At 57.2% G+C, this 17564-nt stretch carries 16 protein-coding genes; all 16 read right to left on the bottom strand.

Features of this window, described 5'->3' with window-relative positions; genetic code table 11:
• Entirely contained in the window at window positions 1–1938 is a 1938-nt protein-coding gene (cysN, locus tag NKH63_RS25410) for a sulfate adenylyltransferase subunit CysN (RefSeq protein WP_352919079.1), read from the bottom strand.
• A gap of 2 nt (window positions 1939–1940) precedes the next feature.
• The gene (cysD, locus tag NKH63_RS25415; RefSeq protein WP_352919081.1) at window positions 1941–2846 is read right to left on the bottom strand and encodes a sulfate adenylyltransferase subunit CysD; all 906 of its coding nucleotides are present in this window, start codon (window positions 2844–2846) and stop codon (window positions 1941–1943) included.
• 466 nt (window positions 2847–3312) lie between these two features.
• A complete protein-coding gene (locus tag NKH63_RS25420) occupies window positions 3313–4629 on the bottom strand; it encodes an O-antigen ligase family protein (RefSeq protein WP_352919083.1) in 1317 nt (438 codons plus the stop codon).
• The gene (locus tag NKH63_RS25425) at window positions 4626–5885 is read right to left on the bottom strand and encodes a tetratricopeptide repeat protein (RefSeq protein ID WP_352919085.1); all 1260 of its coding nucleotides are present in this window, start codon (window positions 5883–5885) and stop codon (window positions 4626–4628) included. The genes NKH63_RS25420 and NKH63_RS25425 overlap by 4 nt, the downstream gene beginning before the upstream one ends.
• A complete protein-coding gene (locus NKH63_RS25430) occupies window positions 5773–8157 on the bottom strand; it encodes a GumC family protein (RefSeq protein ID WP_352919087.1) in 2385 nt (794 codons plus the stop codon). The genes NKH63_RS25425 and NKH63_RS25430 overlap by 113 nt, the downstream gene beginning before the upstream one ends.
• Before the next feature lie 37 nt (window positions 8158–8194).
• Window positions 8195–8983, bottom strand: coding sequence for a polysaccharide biosynthesis/export family protein (locus NKH63_RS25435; RefSeq protein WP_352919089.1), 789 nt, complete (start codon window positions 8981–8983; stop codon window positions 8195–8197).
• Window positions 8983–9792 carry a tyrosine-protein phosphatase gene (locus tag NKH63_RS25440; RefSeq protein WP_352895528.1) on the bottom strand — a complete coding sequence of 270 codons (810 nt, stop codon included), beginning with the start codon at window positions 9790–9792 and terminating at the stop codon, window positions 8983–8985. The genes NKH63_RS25435 and NKH63_RS25440 overlap by 1 nt, the downstream gene beginning before the upstream one ends.
• A gap of 126 nt (window positions 9793–9918) precedes the next feature.
• On the bottom strand, window positions 9919–10149 hold the full coding sequence (locus NKH63_RS25445; protein ID WP_352919091.1) for a hypothetical protein: 231 nt from the start codon (window positions 10147–10149) through the stop codon (window positions 9919–9921).
• A 169-nt stretch (window positions 10150–10318) separates the two neighbouring features.
• Window positions 10319–10801, bottom strand: a complete 483-nt coding sequence (locus tag NKH63_RS25450) for a hypothetical protein (protein ID WP_352919093.1) — start codon at window positions 10799–10801, stop codon at window positions 10319–10321.
• 306 nt (window positions 10802–11107) lie between these two features.
• Window positions 11108–11581, bottom strand: coding sequence for a hypothetical protein (locus NKH63_RS25455; RefSeq protein ID WP_352919095.1), 474 nt, complete (start codon window positions 11579–11581; stop codon window positions 11108–11110).
• A 227-nt stretch (window positions 11582–11808) separates the two neighbouring features.
• Window positions 11809–12633: a class I SAM-dependent methyltransferase gene (locus NKH63_RS25460; protein ID WP_352919097.1), complete on the bottom strand. Its 825-nt coding sequence runs from the start codon at window positions 12631–12633 to the stop codon at window positions 11809–11811.
• A gap of 96 nt (window positions 12634–12729) precedes the next feature.
• Window positions 12730–13395: a methyltransferase domain-containing protein gene (locus NKH63_RS25465; protein WP_352919099.1), complete on the bottom strand. Its 666-nt coding sequence runs from the start codon at window positions 13393–13395 to the stop codon at window positions 12730–12732.
• 181 nt (window positions 13396–13576) lie between these two features.
• A complete protein-coding gene (locus tag NKH63_RS25470; protein WP_352919101.1) occupies window positions 13577–14653 on the bottom strand; it encodes a glycosyltransferase family protein in 1077 nt (358 codons plus the stop codon).
• A gap of 20 nt (window positions 14654–14673) precedes the next feature.
• Complete coding sequence (locus NKH63_RS25475) at window positions 14674–15414, bottom strand: methyltransferase domain-containing protein (protein ID WP_352919103.1); 741 nt, start codon at window positions 15412–15414, stop codon at window positions 14674–14676.
• 163 nt (window positions 15415–15577) lie between these two features.
• A complete protein-coding gene (locus NKH63_RS25480) occupies window positions 15578–16861 on the bottom strand; it encodes a hypothetical protein (protein WP_352919105.1) in 1284 nt (427 codons plus the stop codon).
• 34 nt (window positions 16862–16895) lie between these two features.
• Window positions 16896–17549: a class I SAM-dependent methyltransferase gene (locus NKH63_RS25485; protein ID WP_352919107.1), complete on the bottom strand. Its 654-nt coding sequence runs from the start codon at window positions 17547–17549 to the stop codon at window positions 16896–16898.
• Window positions 17550–17564 lie beyond the last annotated feature (15 nt).

The following is a 17564-nucleotide window of genomic DNA, read 5'->3' on the forward strand; positions in this document are numbered from 1 at the left end:
TCAGATGCCGCCGCCGCTATCATATTGGTCTTCGGCAATGTCACGCTCGATCAGCCAGTGTTCCAGGGCCTCCACCATCTCCTCGGCTGATCTGCCGAGTGTCTTGAGGTGGATTTCGGGTTTTTCCGGCGCCTCATATGGTGAATCGACGCCGGTGAAATTCTTGATCTCGCCATTCAATGCCCGCGCATAAAGACCCTTCGGATCGCGCCTGGCGCATTCCTCGAAGGGGGTGTCGACAAACACCTCGACGAATTCGCCGTCGGCCATCAATTCGCGCGCCATGCGCCGCTCGGCGCTGAACGGCGAAATGAACGACACGATGACGATCAGCCCGGCGTCGGCCATCAGACGCGCCACTTCGGCGACGCGGCGAATGTTTTCGACACGATCGGCGTCGGTGAAGCCGAGATCGCGGTTGAGGCCGTGACGGACGTTGTCGCCATCCAGAATGTAGGTATGGCGCCCGGTGGCGAAGAGCTTCTTTTCAAAGAGGTTGGCGATGGTCGACTTGCCCGAGCCCGAAAGCCCGGTGAACCAGAACACCGCCGGCCGCTGGTTCTTCATATCGGCGCGGGCGCGCTTGCCGACATCGAGCGACTGCCAATGGATGTTTTCGGCGCGGCGCAGCGTGTGCAGGATCATGCCGGCGCCGACCGTGGCATTGGTGATGCGGTCGATCAGGATGAAGGCGCCTGTGGTACGGTTTTCGGCAAACGGATCGAAGGCGATCGGCGACCGCGTCGAGATGTTGCAGATGCCGACTTCGTTCATTTCAAGCGACTTGGCCGCCTCATGGGCAAAGTCGTTGACGTTGACCCGGTATTTCAGGTCGGTGACGGTGGCGCTGGTCTGGTCGGTCTCGGTGCGCAGGATGTAGGAGCGGCCGGGCAGCAATGCATGTTCGTCGAACCACACGATGTTGGCGGCGAACTGGTCGGCGACCTGCGGCCGCGCTGCCGGCGACACCAGCATATTGCCGCGCGAGACCTCGACCTCGTCGTCGAGGACGAGGGTGATGGCCTGGCCGGCGACAGCCTGCTGAAGGTCGCCGCCATGCGAAACGATGCGCCTGACACGGGAGGACTTGCCCGATTTCGCGACGACAACCTCGTCGCCGGGCGCAACCGAGCCGGAGGCGATGGTGCCGGCGAAACCGCGAAAATCGAGATTGGGACGGTTCACATATTGGACAGGAAACCGGAATGGCAATTCGACCGCGGCCTCGTCGACCGAGACAGTTTCGAGATGTTCGATCAGAGTCGGGCCGGAATACCAGTCCGTCCTATCGGAACGGCCAGTAACGTTGTCGCCGTAGCGGGCCGACATCGGAATGGGCACGATCGTCTGGAAGCCGAGTTCACGTGAGAACTGCCCGTAATCCGCGACGATCCGTTTAAAGACCGCCTCGTCGAAGCCGACAAGATCGATCTTGTTGACGGCGAGCACGATGTGGCGAATGCCCAGAAGCGAGGCAATGATCGAATGCCGCCTTGTCTGGCGCAGTACGCCCTGGCGGGCATCGATCAGCACGATGGCGAGATCGGCGGTCGATGCACCTGTCGCCATGTTGCGGGTATACTGTTCGTGGCCGGGCGTGTCGGCGACGATGAACTTGCGCTTTGGCGTGGCGAAGAAGCGATAGGCGACGTCGATAGTAATGCCTTGCTCGCGCTCGGCCTCGAGGCCGTCGACCAGCAGCGCGAAGTCGACGTCGTCGCCGGTCGTGCCATGCTTGCGCGAATCGCGCTCGAGCGTGGCCAGCTGGTCCTCGAAAATCTGCTTGGTATCGGAAAGCAGACGCCCGATCAGCGTCGACTTGCCGTCGTCGACCGAGCCGCAGGTCAGGAAGCGCAGCAGCGACTTTCGTTCCTGCGCCGCCAGATAGTCGCGGACGCCGTCGGTCGGGGCGAGGCTCTTGGCCATGATGTGGCGCATACTCAGAAATACCCCTCGCGCTTCTTCTTTTCCATCGAGCCGGCTTCGTCGCGGTCGATCAGGCGACCTTGCCGCTCGGAAGTGCGCGCCGTGAGCATTTCGCCGACTATCGCCTCCAGAGTGTCGGCTTCCGAGTCGATCGCGCCGGTCAGCGGATAGCAGCCGAGCGTGCGGAACCGCACCATCCGGTTCTCCACAGTCTCGCCGGGCCGCAATTGCATGCGCTCGTCATCCCTCAGGATAAGCATGCCGTCGCGCTCGACGACCGGCCGCTCCTTGGCCAAGTACAGCGGTACGATCGGGATGTCTTCCTGGAGAATGTACTGCCAGATGTCGAGCTCGGTCCAATTCGACAGCGGAAACACCCGGATCGATTCACCGGCAGCGATGCGGGTGTTGAAAATCTTCCACATCTCCGGCCGCTGGTTCTTCGGATCCCAGACGTGCTGGGCGTTACGGAACGAGAAGATCCGCTCCTTGGCGCGCGACTTCTCCTCGTCGCGACGGGCGCCGCCGAAGGCTGCGTCAAACCCGTATTTGTCGAGCGCCTGCCGCAGCGCCACCGTCTTCATCACATGCGTATGGGTGTTGGAGCCGTGGTCGAACGGATTGATGTCGTCACGCACGCCGTCTTCATTGACATGGACCAGGAGATCGAAGCCGAGCTTTTGCTGCATCTGGTCGCGAAAAGCGATCATCTCGCGGAACTTCCAGGTCGTGTCGACATGGAGAAAGGGAAAGGGTGGCTTGGCCGGATAAAACGCCTTGATCGCCAGGTGCATGAGCACGGACGAATCCTTGCCGACCGAATAGAGCATGACCGGCTTGGCGAAAGCCGCGGCCACCTCGCGAAAAATATGAATAGACTCGGCCTCGAGCCGCTGAAGGTGCGTAAGCGCGATGTTCATGGACTGTGAGCGTTCTTTCGTACCCATTTACGGAAGGGCCTGTATCGTCAACGGAGGCGACCTTTAGCCGCCCGGTTCAAGCTGCACTTCCGTATAATCTATTCTCGTGCAGGCGTTCTAGCAGATCGTTCCTGCCCAGACCAATGCAAGACAAGCCTGCGGCCGAATGGTTCGGGAATGAATTTTCCATACAGCCGGCAAAATCGGGAAATTCCTGCTCAGCGACGGATGCCGCTTGGGAGGTGCCGGAAAATATTGGCTAAAGCGCGTCGCGTTCGATCGGCCTCATGCGACGCGCTTTAAAGGCTCTTGTTTTCATGCATGTCGTTATCGCAAAACCGCTGCACACTTTTGCGCGACATGCATTAGGCTTGGGAGGGTTGAGAGGCAGGAGCCGGCGGTCAGGGTGCTCGCCTGACAGTCGTCCGCCTCATTCAGCCAACGGCCAGCAGCGGCGACGAGATGGCTAAGACGAAGTTCCGATGGGAACAAGTAGCTTGTCACCGTTGTGGTCGATCTCGATCATCTCGCTCTTGCGGCCCAAGCGTTCCGCAAATCCTTTGTGAAAGATGATGGCGTTCATATAGGCAAAGGTCATCGCCAACGCCTCGGTTCGCAGCGGATAGTCGACCAGAGAATGAATGAGAAGAAACGATACCGAGAGGAATGCCGCCTTCTGAAGCGGGTCGCGGCGAACCCTGGCCAATGCAGCAAAAAGCAGTGCGAAATAGCCTACCATAAGTAAGATAGCAGGAATTCCGCCTTCGAAGGCTAGTTCAAGGTATTCATTGTGGGCATGATTTACGTATTGCTTGAAAATCATGCCCTCTCTTTCGTATATTTGGTAGGATTTTTGAAAATTCCCGAATCCGACACCCGTCGCCCAATTATCCTTGATCCCCTCGATTGTGGTTCGCGCAAATTCGCCTCGCCCGAACGCCGGGTCGAGCGCCTGTGCATCCAGCTTGGTCCAAACGCTCATCGTGTAGATCGAAAGCCCGATAAAAATCAGGAGAACGCTGAACCCACTCACCCTTGAACGAGCTGAGAGAAAGATCACGGATAATATTGTGATCGCCAGCCCGATCAGAACACCGGCGCGGGAACCGGCCGCCAAAAGAAGCAGCAAAAGCGCGATCAAACCGAAAGATCCAGACAAAAGATGTCCGCGGAACAGACCGTAATAGACGACGAAGGGGATAGACACAAAAAGCAACGCCGAAAAATGATTCACATTGGCAAAAAGCCCGGCATTGATCGTAAAAGGCAACAGTCCGACGATAGCGACGTCGTCTGAGAGCGAATATTGGATCGCTCCTGCCAAACCATTGCAGATAACCCCCATGAAGAGAAACGGAAGAAGCGCACTGACCTGCTCGGCACGCAGCCGCAATACGGCTAAAAAAAACGCTGCTGCGGCTAAGAGATAGAGCAGACTTTCGACCGTGCGGCCGACCCCAACGCTGATAAAGCGAAATCGGCTTTCTCCGACCCAGGGATCTCCGAGCAGCAGTTCCGGCCGTAACCCGTTGAATATGGCCGCGGGCAGTGGGACAATTTGCAAAAGGATCAACGCCACAGCGAAGACCAGCAGCCACAGAACGGGCCGGGGGATTCTCTGGCCGGGGGTTTGCGAGAAGACAGCCGCGGCCGAAACTATTGCCGCGATCTCGATCAGAGTGTCTGTGTAAAGACCGCTTGCAGTACCACCGCCGATCAGCAGCGATACAAACAGGACCGTACCGAGGAGATATTTATCCCATTCCGACGGCCGGTCGTTCAAGATGGAAGTCTCTCAATGTTCAATTTGTGCATTACCAGAGTGCCGACATATCGAAATCGCCAGCTCTCGGCAATGGCGGCGGTATCCAGCTTCAACAATTGCATGGGGCAGGCAACCGGTCCGACCGAAAAATCCTGGCTAAAGGTCTGACGATTGAACGTGCCCTCCGGTATATTAAAGCGAGCTATTTCGTTCACCTGATCAACGCATCGGATCGACCAGAATAACTCTTTTGGAAGCTTCAGGTTTCTCGCGGAAGCAATCAACGATATTTTATACGAACCAGGGGGGAGTTCAATATATTGCCCGAGCGCCGCACTCTTGACCGGTGTGTTTAGAAACCGGACGGTCGCGCCCCCCTCGCCCTCGACCGCATCGCGAGACGTTGCAAACGAGATCTCCACCCCGGACTGATTGTTGATCTGCCAATCGAAAGGTTTGTGGCTGGACACCGGCTCGAAAGCACTATTGAAAATATATCCTGCCAGTTTCCGTTCTTCATCGGTAAGGCTGAAAAGAAATAGTCGATATGCTGGCTGATACTCCTTCTGGCTTATATAACCTTTGATCACGGCAGACAATTCGCTTGATGTCGGCGGTGCGCTTGACCCGGTCAAATCGAGCAGCAGCCGATTTGCCAAGTCGAGCCCACCGGGAGTTTTATCAAGGACGTCAAACACACTGGCTCGCCAAGGCGCCTCTGCCTCTATGGCCGTCAGCACGGCCCGGTACCCGTCAGGGTTTGAAAGAATTGCCGGAATGCCTGCGGCGATTGCCGAAAATTGGTCCGGCCATCGCCGCAACAATACGTCGATCTCGCCAACGGCCTTCGGCAAATCACCTGCTTCGATATTGCGGCTAATGGATCTCTGCAGCGCGTGGATCTCTGTTTTGGACAATTTTCGGGCTTGATCGAAAAGCATATAGGCTTCGTCTTTTTCGCCCTGTTGGTATTTGATCTCGCCAATCAGGCTATAGAGACGCGCATCCGCCAGATTGAAGGCGAGCGCGCCTCTGGCCCTGGCAAGCAATGCATCAAGATCGGGAGCATTGTTCGTATCGTTCAGGTCGCTGGTGATTTCAGCTATCAAGGCGTCGACGTTGAACGGATCCAGCGCAAGAGAGACGGTTGGCGTTTCGGTTTCAAGAAATCGACTTAGCCCGATCGAGGAAGCCACCAACACCAGAACGGATGCGACGAACCAAACGCTTGAACGCCGCAGATTTTGCATAAGCGGGCTGGCCTGCTCCATCATCGACTTTGCCCTCAATCTTCGGAGTACTCGTGTCCGTGCCGTAGTTGTAGTACTGATAGTTCATGTATTTGTAGGCGTAGTTGTAGTCGAATTTGTTCACCGCAAACTTTGACATCGCGGCTCCCACTACGTTTGCGCCGGCAGATCGCAGGCGCTTCAGCGCGGTCTTGGCCGACTTGCGTGTCACCTGATTGGTCGAGATGACCATCAACGTGCCCTCAGCGAGCCGGCTGAGAATAGGAGCATCGGAAAGACCGACGACCGGCGGCGCATCGATAATGACAAGATCGAAACGCTTGCCGAGATTGGTTATGATCAGAGCCATCTTCGGTGAGGAGAGCAGATCCGCAGGGTTTGGCGGGATCGTCCCAGAGGTCAAAACGGTCACATTGGGATATTTCGTTGCCCTGAAGATATTCGTCAGATCTTCCTTGCGAACGGTATTTGTCAGCAGATTGCTGAGCCCGATCGTGTTGTCGAGACCAAACAGGCGATGAAGGTTCGGCTTCCGAAGATCGCCGTCGACAATGAGAACTCTTGCGCCAAGAGCCGCAAAATCCTGCCCAAGCTTGAACGATGTGGTCGACTTGCCTTCCGACGGCTCCGAACTCGTGACGACCAGCGATCGTGGCGCGCCTTCCGCACCGGAAAATTGCAGCGACGTTCTAAGCGAGCGATAGGCCTCCGACAGCCCGGACTTCTGATCGGCAATGCTGGCTGAGAGCTCCCGATCGTCGACGAGGGGCAAGATACCCAGCATCGCCAACCCAAGCTCCTTTTCGATCTGCTCAGGACTGGTAAAGGTGTTGTTCAGCAGCTCGATGACATAAATGATCGATGCGCTCAGCGCCAAGAACAGAGCCATCGCGATCGCAAGATTGATGGTCAAGCGCGGCGAGTATGGGCGATCCGGCACCGCCGCGAAATCGACGATTGCCGCACTTTGCGTCTTGAGCTCGGAGCTGACACCAACCTCGTTCAGCTTGGCAATAAGGTTGTCATATTGTGACCTGTTCGAATCGACCTCGCGCTTGAGGATTGTGTATTTGATGTTCTTGTCGTTGAAAATAACCTGCTGCTTTTCCATCTCAGCAAGTTTTGACTTGAGGTCGGCCTCCTTGTTCTGCGCCTCCTGATATTTCAGCCGCAGTGAATCTGTAATGGCAAGCACGCCGTTGTTATAGAGCCGTTGCAACTCCTTGATCTGTGACTGAAGCTGCTGCATTTCGGGAAAACCGGGCTTAAGAATGCCCAGCTTCTGCTGGTACTGGCTGGTCAAATCCGCCAGCTTTTCACTGAGCTTTTGCAGACCTTCGCTTTCCAGGACGGGGGCCAAGCTCGAACCGCGGCCTTTATCTATCTGGTCCACCACACGTCCAGCATCGAGACGATCCTGAATCGCAGTCGCAAGTGCGGTGTTCAGCGCCTCGATGTTCGATCCGATCAGCGACTTGTCGTCACCGGTTATCGTGATGCCGGCATCCTTCGCATACGCGACCAGTTCTTCTTCCGACTTCTGAAGCTTCTGCTTCACCTGCAGGACCTGTTCCTGGATGAACTGTCGTGCCAAATCGGATGTTTCGCTGGTCTGGTCGAGGCGTTGGTCAATAAAGCTTTGCGCGACCTGGTTGGCGATGTCGCTGGCATATTTCGGATTCTGATCAACAAAGGTGATCGAAAGCAGGCTGGTGTTGGTGACCAGACTGACCGCGAGGTCGTTTAGAATGCGCTTGATCGCAATCTCTTCACGCTCCTCCGGCGTTTTCTCCTGAATGGAAGGTGACTTGGAAATTCCGAAAGCTCGATACAAGATATTGCCGAGCGAGAAGTTCGGCGTAGGGAAGAGGAAATCCGGTTTTTCGCTCAGGCCCAGCTGGAAGGCAACACGCTGCGCCAGCGCACGGCTTTTAAGCTTTTCACGTGCGGTGAGAAAGGCTCGTAGGTCGCTGTTTTCAGAAACCACCTCGATGTCTTGAAATATCTTGGCCGAAGGGACCAGCACTTCCAACTGCGTCGTTGCCTGGTATTTCGGCGTCTGCATCATCGTGATGATGACACCGGCGACAAGCCCGGCTGCCGCCATGATGACGAACAGCCACCGATACTGGACGACGTAAAAGAACAGCTTGAGCGGATTGAAGCCCTGTTCCTGCTCCGAATAATCGCGACCGTAGGGGCTGTAGTTTTGCCCGCCGTCATAATAAAGGTCGGCGGACAAGGCTTGGCCATGTCCTGGACCTGCAATTTGATGCTGCCTGTTGCGATCGAGCATGGTGCGAAGTGATCCTATTCGACTGACCGGCTGCGGGCTATATCCCTGGGATGACGGCAATTCGCGCGGCACTGGAGGCTATGCCTAGCGCGTCCTTGAGATTGTTCACCGCAATCTTCGTTTTTGAGGCAAAGACGACAACCTTGTCACCACCGTAGATCCGCGGGTTACGGGCCTTGCCGGCACGAATTTCCTCCACGTTGTAATTTGCGACCAAGGTATTCTGGCCGATATTGCGATAGACGAAGACCTTGCTTGCATCCCCAACCGGGCTGAAATTTCCTGCCAGAGCAATCGCGTCAAGAAGCGAGGAGTTACTCGTCACTGGAAAGATACCGGCTCTGTTGACTTCGCCATCGACGGTTATGCGCTGCCCAATCGACTCCTTGACGAAAATCGTCACATCAGGCGACTGCAGGTAATTGGCGCCGTAGGCCGTCTCGATCTCTTGCTCCAGCTGACGGACGGTTTTTCCTGCCGCGGTAATGGTTCCGATAAGCGGAAGCGATATCTGGCCGCTAGAGTCGACTTGAACCGTTCTGCTCAAATTGTCGACCTGGAATACATTCACTTCGAGCACATCGTTCGGAGACAAAGGCTGCTCGCTGCCGTTCTGCGTGTTTTGCGGTGCAGGCAGATCCTTCACTACCTTCAGCGCGCCGCCGCCCGAAAGTGGCGTCGATGACGACGTCAATTGCAGCGCATCGACCGAACTCGAGGAAGCAGATGTCGTCGACGAGGTGCTCGTGCATGCCGACATTGCAAGCGAAGCCAGCAAGACGAGTGTTGTGCCTATGTGGCTTTTTGTGAAATGAAAAATGCCCATCACGCTGTTCCGCCCTTGAATAGGCGGCCCAATCCTCCAAAACGGCCGGCGTTGCCGGCGGTTGGGTTCTTTGGACGTGCTTTGCCGACCGGCTCGATGGGACGGTTCGCCAATATTTCGCCTGGACGTTTCAATACCATGTTGCGGGCCTCGTCTTCCCCACATCGCTTGGCAGCAGCGGCAACCGCCTGTGAAAGCCCAGGGCGCCGGCGCGTGGCGCTATGAGTGTCCGACGCGATGATATCCACCCTGCCCTCGTCAATCAGCTTTTCCGAATAGTAAAGCGCCGTGCGTCCAAAAGCACCAACAATCGAGTCTGCGGTAAGCTGGATAAGGCAGCCGACCGCATTCAACCTCTCGATAACGTCGTAATTCGTTTTGATCCAGGTCAAACGCTCTGGATGAGTAAGAATCGGGATGAAACCGGCGTTTATGAGGCGTAGAGCAAGATCCTCCATTCGTGGAGGCAAGACATGATGCGGCGGTTCGAACAGAAAATAGCGGGACCTGTTCAAGGTCGGCACGCTGCCCGCCGCCAATTGGTCCGGAAGATCCGGCGCTATGTGAACATCGGCGCCGACGTAGAGAGCAAGTGGTATGGCGGCGCTACGCAGCGCCTGGTGCAACTCTTGAACCGCCCGGACAATGTTCGATGTTCCGTTCTCGTAAACGCCCGGCGTCACGTGCGGCGTGCACGCCATGTGGGTCGTTCCGTCGGCCACCGCCAGCCGGGCCATTTCCAGCGATTCGGCGAGGCTGGGCGAGCCGTCGTCGAGACCGGGCAAGATATGGGAATGCAGATCGATCATGGGCGTTTGTGACTGCAGGGAAGCAACGTAGCGACGGCATCCCCCAAAAAGATAAATGCGTCATTCGCAAGACAGCGAGTGACGCATTTGTCAAGTTCATGCGACGCGATGGATGCCAGGTCCCGGCTACCGGCGGACAGAGTTGTCGTCATCATGCAGGCCGATGATCAGCGCCAGATCGGCGGCAAAAGCTGCGCCTGATGTATCGAGCGTTACACACATGCCGCCCTCCCCAGGATTGACTTTGATCGTCGCGTTTACCGGACGGCGTATCTGAAACTTGCACCAACACGAAGCAGCGAAGCAAAGATTGCGAGTCGGCCATGATGCCTGGATGACCGGCACTTCGCCCTTCATCCCGGCATTCGCTAGCCTCAGACATCCGCTTGTCGCCTTGGCCTATGCGATCCAACTGATACGCCGGCTACGACACCAGCATACAGGCCAAGGCCATTCCGTCGCCAGAAACAGACACACAGCAGAAGCGCCATGCGCCTCTGCTGCTGTTGCCCTATCTACGGTCAGTTTAGTCGCTAACGGGTTGGCCGTGGTCATCATCCTGCGATAGACCCAGGCCAAGAGCGCCGAGAGCTACGCCGCCAAACACAATGGCCGGCGTGTAGTTGGTGGTGCTACCGCCGCCCGTTTGGGCGGTGTGCTCAGAACCGAGGACATTGAGGCAAATCTTGTTGTCGACGCGGGAGATGTCGAGGGTCGAATTGGCCGGCACGCTCAAATTGCAGCTGCCGACTTTAACCGAAGCAGACCCCTTGCCGCCAACCACGACGCGGCTGCCGAAATCAAGAGCGCCTCCCGCTTGCGCCGGACCATAGCCAGCCACCTGCGAGATCATCACATCACCATTGACATTCCCGATCGACCCGATCGGATTTACGCCCGTATAGGCAGTTGCACAGGTGCACGATCCATCCTGCGCGAAAGACGACACCGGGGCGAAGCCGGCCAACACAACAACTCCGGCCAACGCACTCTTCAAAACTAGGTTCATCCGCATCAATCCTTCTGTCCCACGTTACCTGAGGCCCGCCCAACCATCAAGATAGTCAAATGCGCGTAACAGCTTTTTGCGTCAATTCCAACCCGTTTCGCAGATGCGAGATAATTTTTGGTTTCGGTGTGGTTGATTGAACACACCATCAGTGCATCGAAATGTATCATCTTTACTGCCGGCCGCAATAGAGCGGGTTGCCAACGAGCAATCCGGCGTTCCTCGCAATCGCTCCGAGGCCTTGCACAGGCCGCGGCCGACAACGTCCTGATGTCGTCCACCGGGCCTTTCGTCCGAAGGCAGGAGCTACGAGCCTGGCGCGCAAGACTTGTAGGTCGAGCCCGCCTGCGCGGGCTGCCCGCACAGAATGCCGGCCTCGACGAGCTTTGCGGCCAGATCCGTGCCGTCGGAGGTGAGGCACTGCACGACGACGGCGTCACGGAATTTCGGCGCGACGTTGCCGTCGCATGGCGTCCCCGAGCCGACGGGTTTGCATGTCAAGGCGAGCCCTTGATAGTCCCGGCGCATGGCCTCGGCGACCATGGCGCGCAGTGACTGGGGCTTGGTAAATGCGACGCCGCACAGCACGATCTTGCGGCCGGCGACCCGCAGATCGTCGATTGATTGGATGGCAAGCTTGCCACCGAACGATGTGAGGACTTCCACCGGCGCCGGCGCGGGTGTGCGAATGTTTGTTCCCTTGTTGATAACGATAAAAAGGAAGCCGCCCGCAAATGCCAGCGCGATGAATGCAAGTGCGGCTATCTTCCCGATCGACAATTCCCACTCCCCGATTGAACAATCAACGCGCGCAAACGCGCGGCGGTTTCGGTCTCAGGGCGTCCGTATTGTCCGACTCGAAGAACAGCGTCTGGAGCCTGCTCGCGGTGTAGCCGAATGTCGGACAGCAACATCGGCGCGACAAGCGCGACTTCGCCTCTTCAACAGTGGTCGGCCACCCCTCAAATGGGACGGGATGTTGGCGCGGCAGCAATGGCCATATCAAATCAGCCCTTCCCTTGCTTATGGCAAAGGAAGGAAACCAGGCGCCCTGGCCGGCGGTCAAGCAGCGCGGCTACTGCGGCCACGGCACCGAAAGGCACGGGAGACAAAGTCAGGCGCGCGAGCCCCGAAAGCGGGCCGAAGGCCGCGGCGAGCTTCTCGCGAATTTCGGACGCCGTCATCGGATCGTAATTCATGACCGATTGGAAAGAGTTCATTTCGCGATCGATCGTCAACCCCGCCTCTTGTAGCGCAGCGCGGTAGGCCGTCAGCGTGAAAGCATTCTCTCCGCCATAGAGCTGATGCAGCGGATGAGAGCGCAAAAATGGTTCGAGCTGATTCGGCCCGGATATCACATGGTCGCGCAAGGACAGGAACGTCGCGCCGTCGCGGGAGAGGCGCGCAACTTCGCGGCAGAACGCCGAAAGATCATGCGCATGATGCAGCACTTGCCTGGCAACGACCAGATCATAGCCGGCGGCGCTCAACGGGATAGCTTCGCCGAAGGCTTCGAGCACATCGATGTGCGTGCCTGTCCTTTCGGCAAGCGTCCGGATTGCGGCGGCACCGACAAGCGCGCTGGGATCGGGCTCGACAGCGGTAACCGACCAACCCTCGCGCGCCAGGGCATAAGAGAGGATGCCATTGCCGGCGCCGAGATCGAGAGCGCGGCCGGCCTTGCGCGGGATCATGCTGCGAACCGCCTGAAACTCCGCACTTTCGTGGTAGCGCCGCGCCGCGGCAACCGGATCATCGAAATAGGCGGCGCGGGCCAGATCCTTCATCGACGGCTCGCTCATGCACCAGCGAACGGCGTCTTCCCATGTCATGGCTGTTTCAGGCATCGGAAAAACCCATCTGCAGGATCAGTGCGCCGAATCTGAGCGACGGCGCCCTCCGGCCGCCACCTTGGAAGCTCCGCCGGATTATTTCCACAGATCGATTACCATGGACAGTGGGCGTGGACGGCTCGCGACACGAGGGTCTCTATAAGATGTTCGCAACACCCGTCCATATGATTCATCGATAGGCCTGATGATTGCATTGCCGTTCGGATCGTAGCCCTCAAGGACCTCCCATTTCGAGAATGGACTTGCTTCCGCGAGCGCAGTGACGCTTTCGTATGTCGGGAACCACAAATGCCCGCCGCCGCTGACCACGCCATTTTCATATTTGCCGCCGCCGGCAGGGTCGAATACGAACCGGTCGCCATCCTTAACCGACCGAGCCCGGTAAACATCGAACCGATAATCGGGCACGCTCATCCGGAACAAGCCGCCCGGCTTCAGCACGGTATGGATGTACGCAAACATCTGCGGCAGTTTCTCGTAAGGTACGTGTTCAAAGACATCCTCGGATTGATAGATATCGATGCATTCCTTTAGCGGCATCGGCTGCGTCACATCGTGGTTGATGTTGCGCGGTGATGGGCTGTAAGGCGTTAGTCCAATATGCGTATCGAACTGGGGGAGATTGCGTGTCAGCCGCCCCGCGTAGAGCTTGCCGCATGATCGCGCATCCTCCCAGGTTGCAATACGGAACCCGAAGGTCGCCAGGCGCCGTTCGACCTCGTCGGCAATTTTTCCATACATATGCATCTCTCCAAAACCAATCGTCTGACAAAGGCTCGCCTCCCGCGAAGGAGCCTCAAGGGGCCGGCTATAACAACGAATTCCTGCAGATGTTCAGAGCAGCATACCAAAAATTCGGCAGCGCGGAGGATTTCCAGCCATCAAGCACAACATCGCTGTTGGCCGCGAAATCAACTCCCGGCTACGCCAGTTGGACAAACCGCTTAAATTGGCGCTGCTTGCTGTATTCTTCACGAATTGCACGGTTGCCGGCCCAGCCGATCCTGTCCCAGCTTCCGTCGTCCAGTTGCTGCTCGATTCTTTTCGAAACGTCTTGCGGCTGTTCATAGACAATCATGGTCTCCCCATCGCGCATCGGCGTGGGGTAGTTGCCGGAGTCAGAAACCAGCAGAGCTCCAGCTCCCATCGTTTCGAAACAACGCATATTGCCGCGGTCCGGACCTGCCATGTCAATCGAGGCATTGACGACGATCTTGGCCCTTCCAAGCTCCGCATACATCGCGCGCCCGAACACAGGCGGCGCACTGACTTTGCGGATCGCACTCGGGCGGCGCACCGCGTTCAGGGGACCGAACCAGCCAAGCGGTGTCTCAGCGAGCGGCGTATAGCGTGACAAATGCAAATGAAAAACAACGTGGCGGCGGTCAGCAAGACGCGCGACAGTTTCCAGGATCTGCCGCCGACGCTGGTGGTGGCGACTATAGCCGCCGAAGAACAGGACATCGATGTCTCTGTTCCGATTCGCAGCGACGCTATCGAGCTCCGGGTCGTGAGCCGGAAAGAAGTCCGCCGTCCTGGCGCCCTGCTCCTCCCAGAGCTGTCGCATGGACGGAAAGTTGCAAAGTACCAGGTCATAACCGGAAAAGTCGATCTTGCCTGGTGCAGCGCGCCAGGCAATCTTTCGTTTCACGTGCCCAGGCAAGCGCCGCACAAAAGCGGCGCCATAACGAAATGGGTCGAGATTGTAAAAGACGTCCGTCTTGTGGTGCTCAATCTGGGCAAGAAGGATGTCGGCCAACGACGTGTCGTCGCCAAGGCCGTTTTCGCGTGCCCACGCCCGCTGCAGCGATTCGTCGTCGCCATTCGTAAAGAACGCCTCCGGATGACGGTCGAGTACCGGCAAAAGAATATGCGCGGCGCCATAGCGATCATTCAAAAACACGTTCTTCTGCTGCTCGAATCCCCGGGCGTCGCCGACGAGTTCGTCCAGCCGAGGCTGATAGGTGGAATTGATCCCGGAATTTTGGAAAAGTCGCATGGCCTCGCTCTTGTTGACGGCTAGTCTGCAGGTCTTGTGGCGCTGATTACGAAGCCTGAACAGAAGATGCGCCAGTTCAAGGCCGCACAAAAATTCTCGAATAGAGCGACGGAAACATAGGCAGGCAGGAAGAAAGCGAAGTAATCGCTGGCACGGTAGAATGGCATGACATCGATCTTCTCGAATCCTTTCTGGCGAAATACCTTTGCCATATCCGCGGGCGAGCAATGGTCGAAAAAGGCCGGATAGCCGGTGACGCCCACCGCCGACGGCCTAAGGTGCGGGATCAGCCATTTTTGTATGACTGGTCCAACGAGCCGCAGCGCGATCGAATAAGGATGCCACTTCGAGGGCATATAATGGTGCATCGCGCCACCTGGCCGCAATGCGGAAAACATCGAGCCCGCCGCAGCCTTATTGTCCGGTACATGCTCCATCAATGTGATCGAAACGAGCATGTCTGCCTCGACATCGACCGGCTGCTCGATCGACTGCACGATAAATCGATCGTAGACGGTATAGCAGTCGGGCCTCTCCTCGATATCGAGGCCGATATAGCTAAAGCCGTGGCCGCGCTGCAAAAGTGGCCGATCGATCCCGCCGACCTCGAGGACCGCGGAAGGCCTGAGGCGCGTAATGTCGTCGGCGATACGCCGTTCGAGCTCCGCTTTGTAGGATGGGGCGCCGAAAACCTTGGGAAAGCGGCGTTCCAACCACGCGGCGGCGTTCCTGTTCCAGCCAATGAACTTCTTGAGAATCACCTCACTCCTTTTCGTACCAGAGGTTCCTACCAGAGGTTTTTACTTATTCGAGCGGCCAGCGCCACACCTCGATAGACCGGCGACCCCGCAACCCAGGCACATCGCGACCCGCGCAACGGCTGGGATATGCATGCGTAACACCTAAGGACGAACTGGATGCGCCTTAGTGCAGGGTGATCGCGTCGCCGCTTATCTGTGCCAGCGTGGCGTGGCGACCGTTGGCCGTCAGCGGATAAGTGCGCCCCTGGCATTCCACATTGGCGGTGGAAACGTCGTTTTCTGCCTGCCAGGGGTTGATTACCAGCGCTACGCAGCCCTCCTTGCCGACATCGAACACACGCACCAGCGGACGTTTCTCCCGCCAAAGCACGTTGGCAGGCTCCCCCGGAACGAGGTGTCCCCTGCCGATCAGGCCTGATACCGACGACAGGCGGGACAGAGTATGGGTGAACAATGGCAGTTGCGAATATGGCAAGGGATCGCCCGGTTTGACGGCAAGCTCATGGCCCCACAACACAACGGCGCGAGCCCCGCTGAAATAAGGGACCAGCGTCATGGCTTCGACAAGGTACGGATCCACCAAGGGCGTGGTTTGCCGCCAGTCTGGGCCGTAGTAGCGCAGCCATAGATAGGCAAAAATCGGTTTGCCGCTCATTTGCTCCGATCGATAATAATTTTGCTCAATGTGCGTCGCTATGTAAAATATTGAATCCGGCTTCGCGTCCGGGAGATATGCTTCGGTAACAATAAAATCAACGTAAGGATCGATGCTCTTCCACATTTCTAGATCGAAACTATGCTTCTCGGCGAAGTCCTGGGCAGTGTAATCTCTAATCTTGGCCGTCTCTTTGGAAAATGGCTGAGGCCCGAAGATGCCAATGACTGCGTCTTTGTAACGCTCGCGGGTCCACTTGACCGGCAGCGCGAACCACGTCGCCCATTCCTTCCAGTACGCGTCTTTGAACTCGGCAAATGATGGGAAACGTTGCCCGTCGATAGCGTTGAATATCCAGGCCTTCAATGCCGACCGCTGAAATACAAATTCTATGTCGTGAACGTAAATTCCACCGGGAGAAGGAGGGTTAATGTCGATGTTCCGCCTGACGATACGCTCGAAGAAGTCAGGCTTTCGCCAGGGGTTTGCATTCAGCTTCCCCAAAAATGCGTCGATGCTCTTCCGCTGCTGCCCGGGATAATCGGCGAACGTGTTCTGGATCGTTACCGGCAGAAATCCGTGGCAGAGCGCCGCCGCCGCATGGATGCCGCCACCGCTGTCGTAAACGTTCCAGTACGCCTTCAGCCCACCTTCCAGCTTAAATGCCTGAATGTGGTCCCACCCGGACGCAGCCGGGCACTGTGGCGCTGATCGAGCCTGGGGTGCGTATGTCGCGGTCAGCCATAGCGAGAGCACGGCGACGGCCAGATTACGGTTGCGAACTCTGTTCATAGGCCCGCAGCCTTTACATGCGCAGCCGACGCATTCACTCCGCCTCGGCAGGGCGCGCGTACACTGCAACGTAGGCCAGCGGAAAACGCCACGCCGCCCTTTCGTTAAGGCGCCTTATTGTTGGGAGCAATTTTGCGATCATCCAACCATGGTAGGGGATCCGCGCCAGCGGTTTCCAGACACCACCCAAGAGCTTGCCTGTAAGGTCGCTCCAGACATCAAAGGCGCCGCCCGCCTCGATAATCTCCACAGGCGGAACGTGGTGCTTGAGACCGAAATGCGCCAAAGCGAACTTTGTGTAGCGAAAATGATCGTGCGGTTCCTCGTGAAGATAGTAAAAAAATGGAACACCTACTATTATGTGCCCGCCTGGTTTGAGCATCCTGGCCAACTCCGAAAATAACAGATCAGGTTCGGCGAGATGCTCTAGGACATCCGTAAGTAGGATTGTGTCAAAGGACTGATCCTCAAAAGGAAGTTGATTGTTAAGGTTCACTTCAAAATCAAGATCAAATCTTTGATGTGCCGAATTTGCCCAATCGGCCCATAGGTATTCGTCGACGACGCTGCGATATATTCCAGCCAATGGAGCGTTGCCGCAGCCTAAATCGATAAGTCGCCCCCGCGCATATTTCTGGATAGCGGATTCGTAGACGGCGACCTGAAGGTCGCCCATAAGCCGGGACATTACCCCGCGTTTCCT

Origin of the sequence: Mesorhizobium sp. M0960 (assembly GCF_040319055.1) — a bacterium.
Taxonomy (GTDB): Bacteria; Pseudomonadota; Alphaproteobacteria; order Rhizobiales; family Rhizobiaceae; genus Mesorhizobium.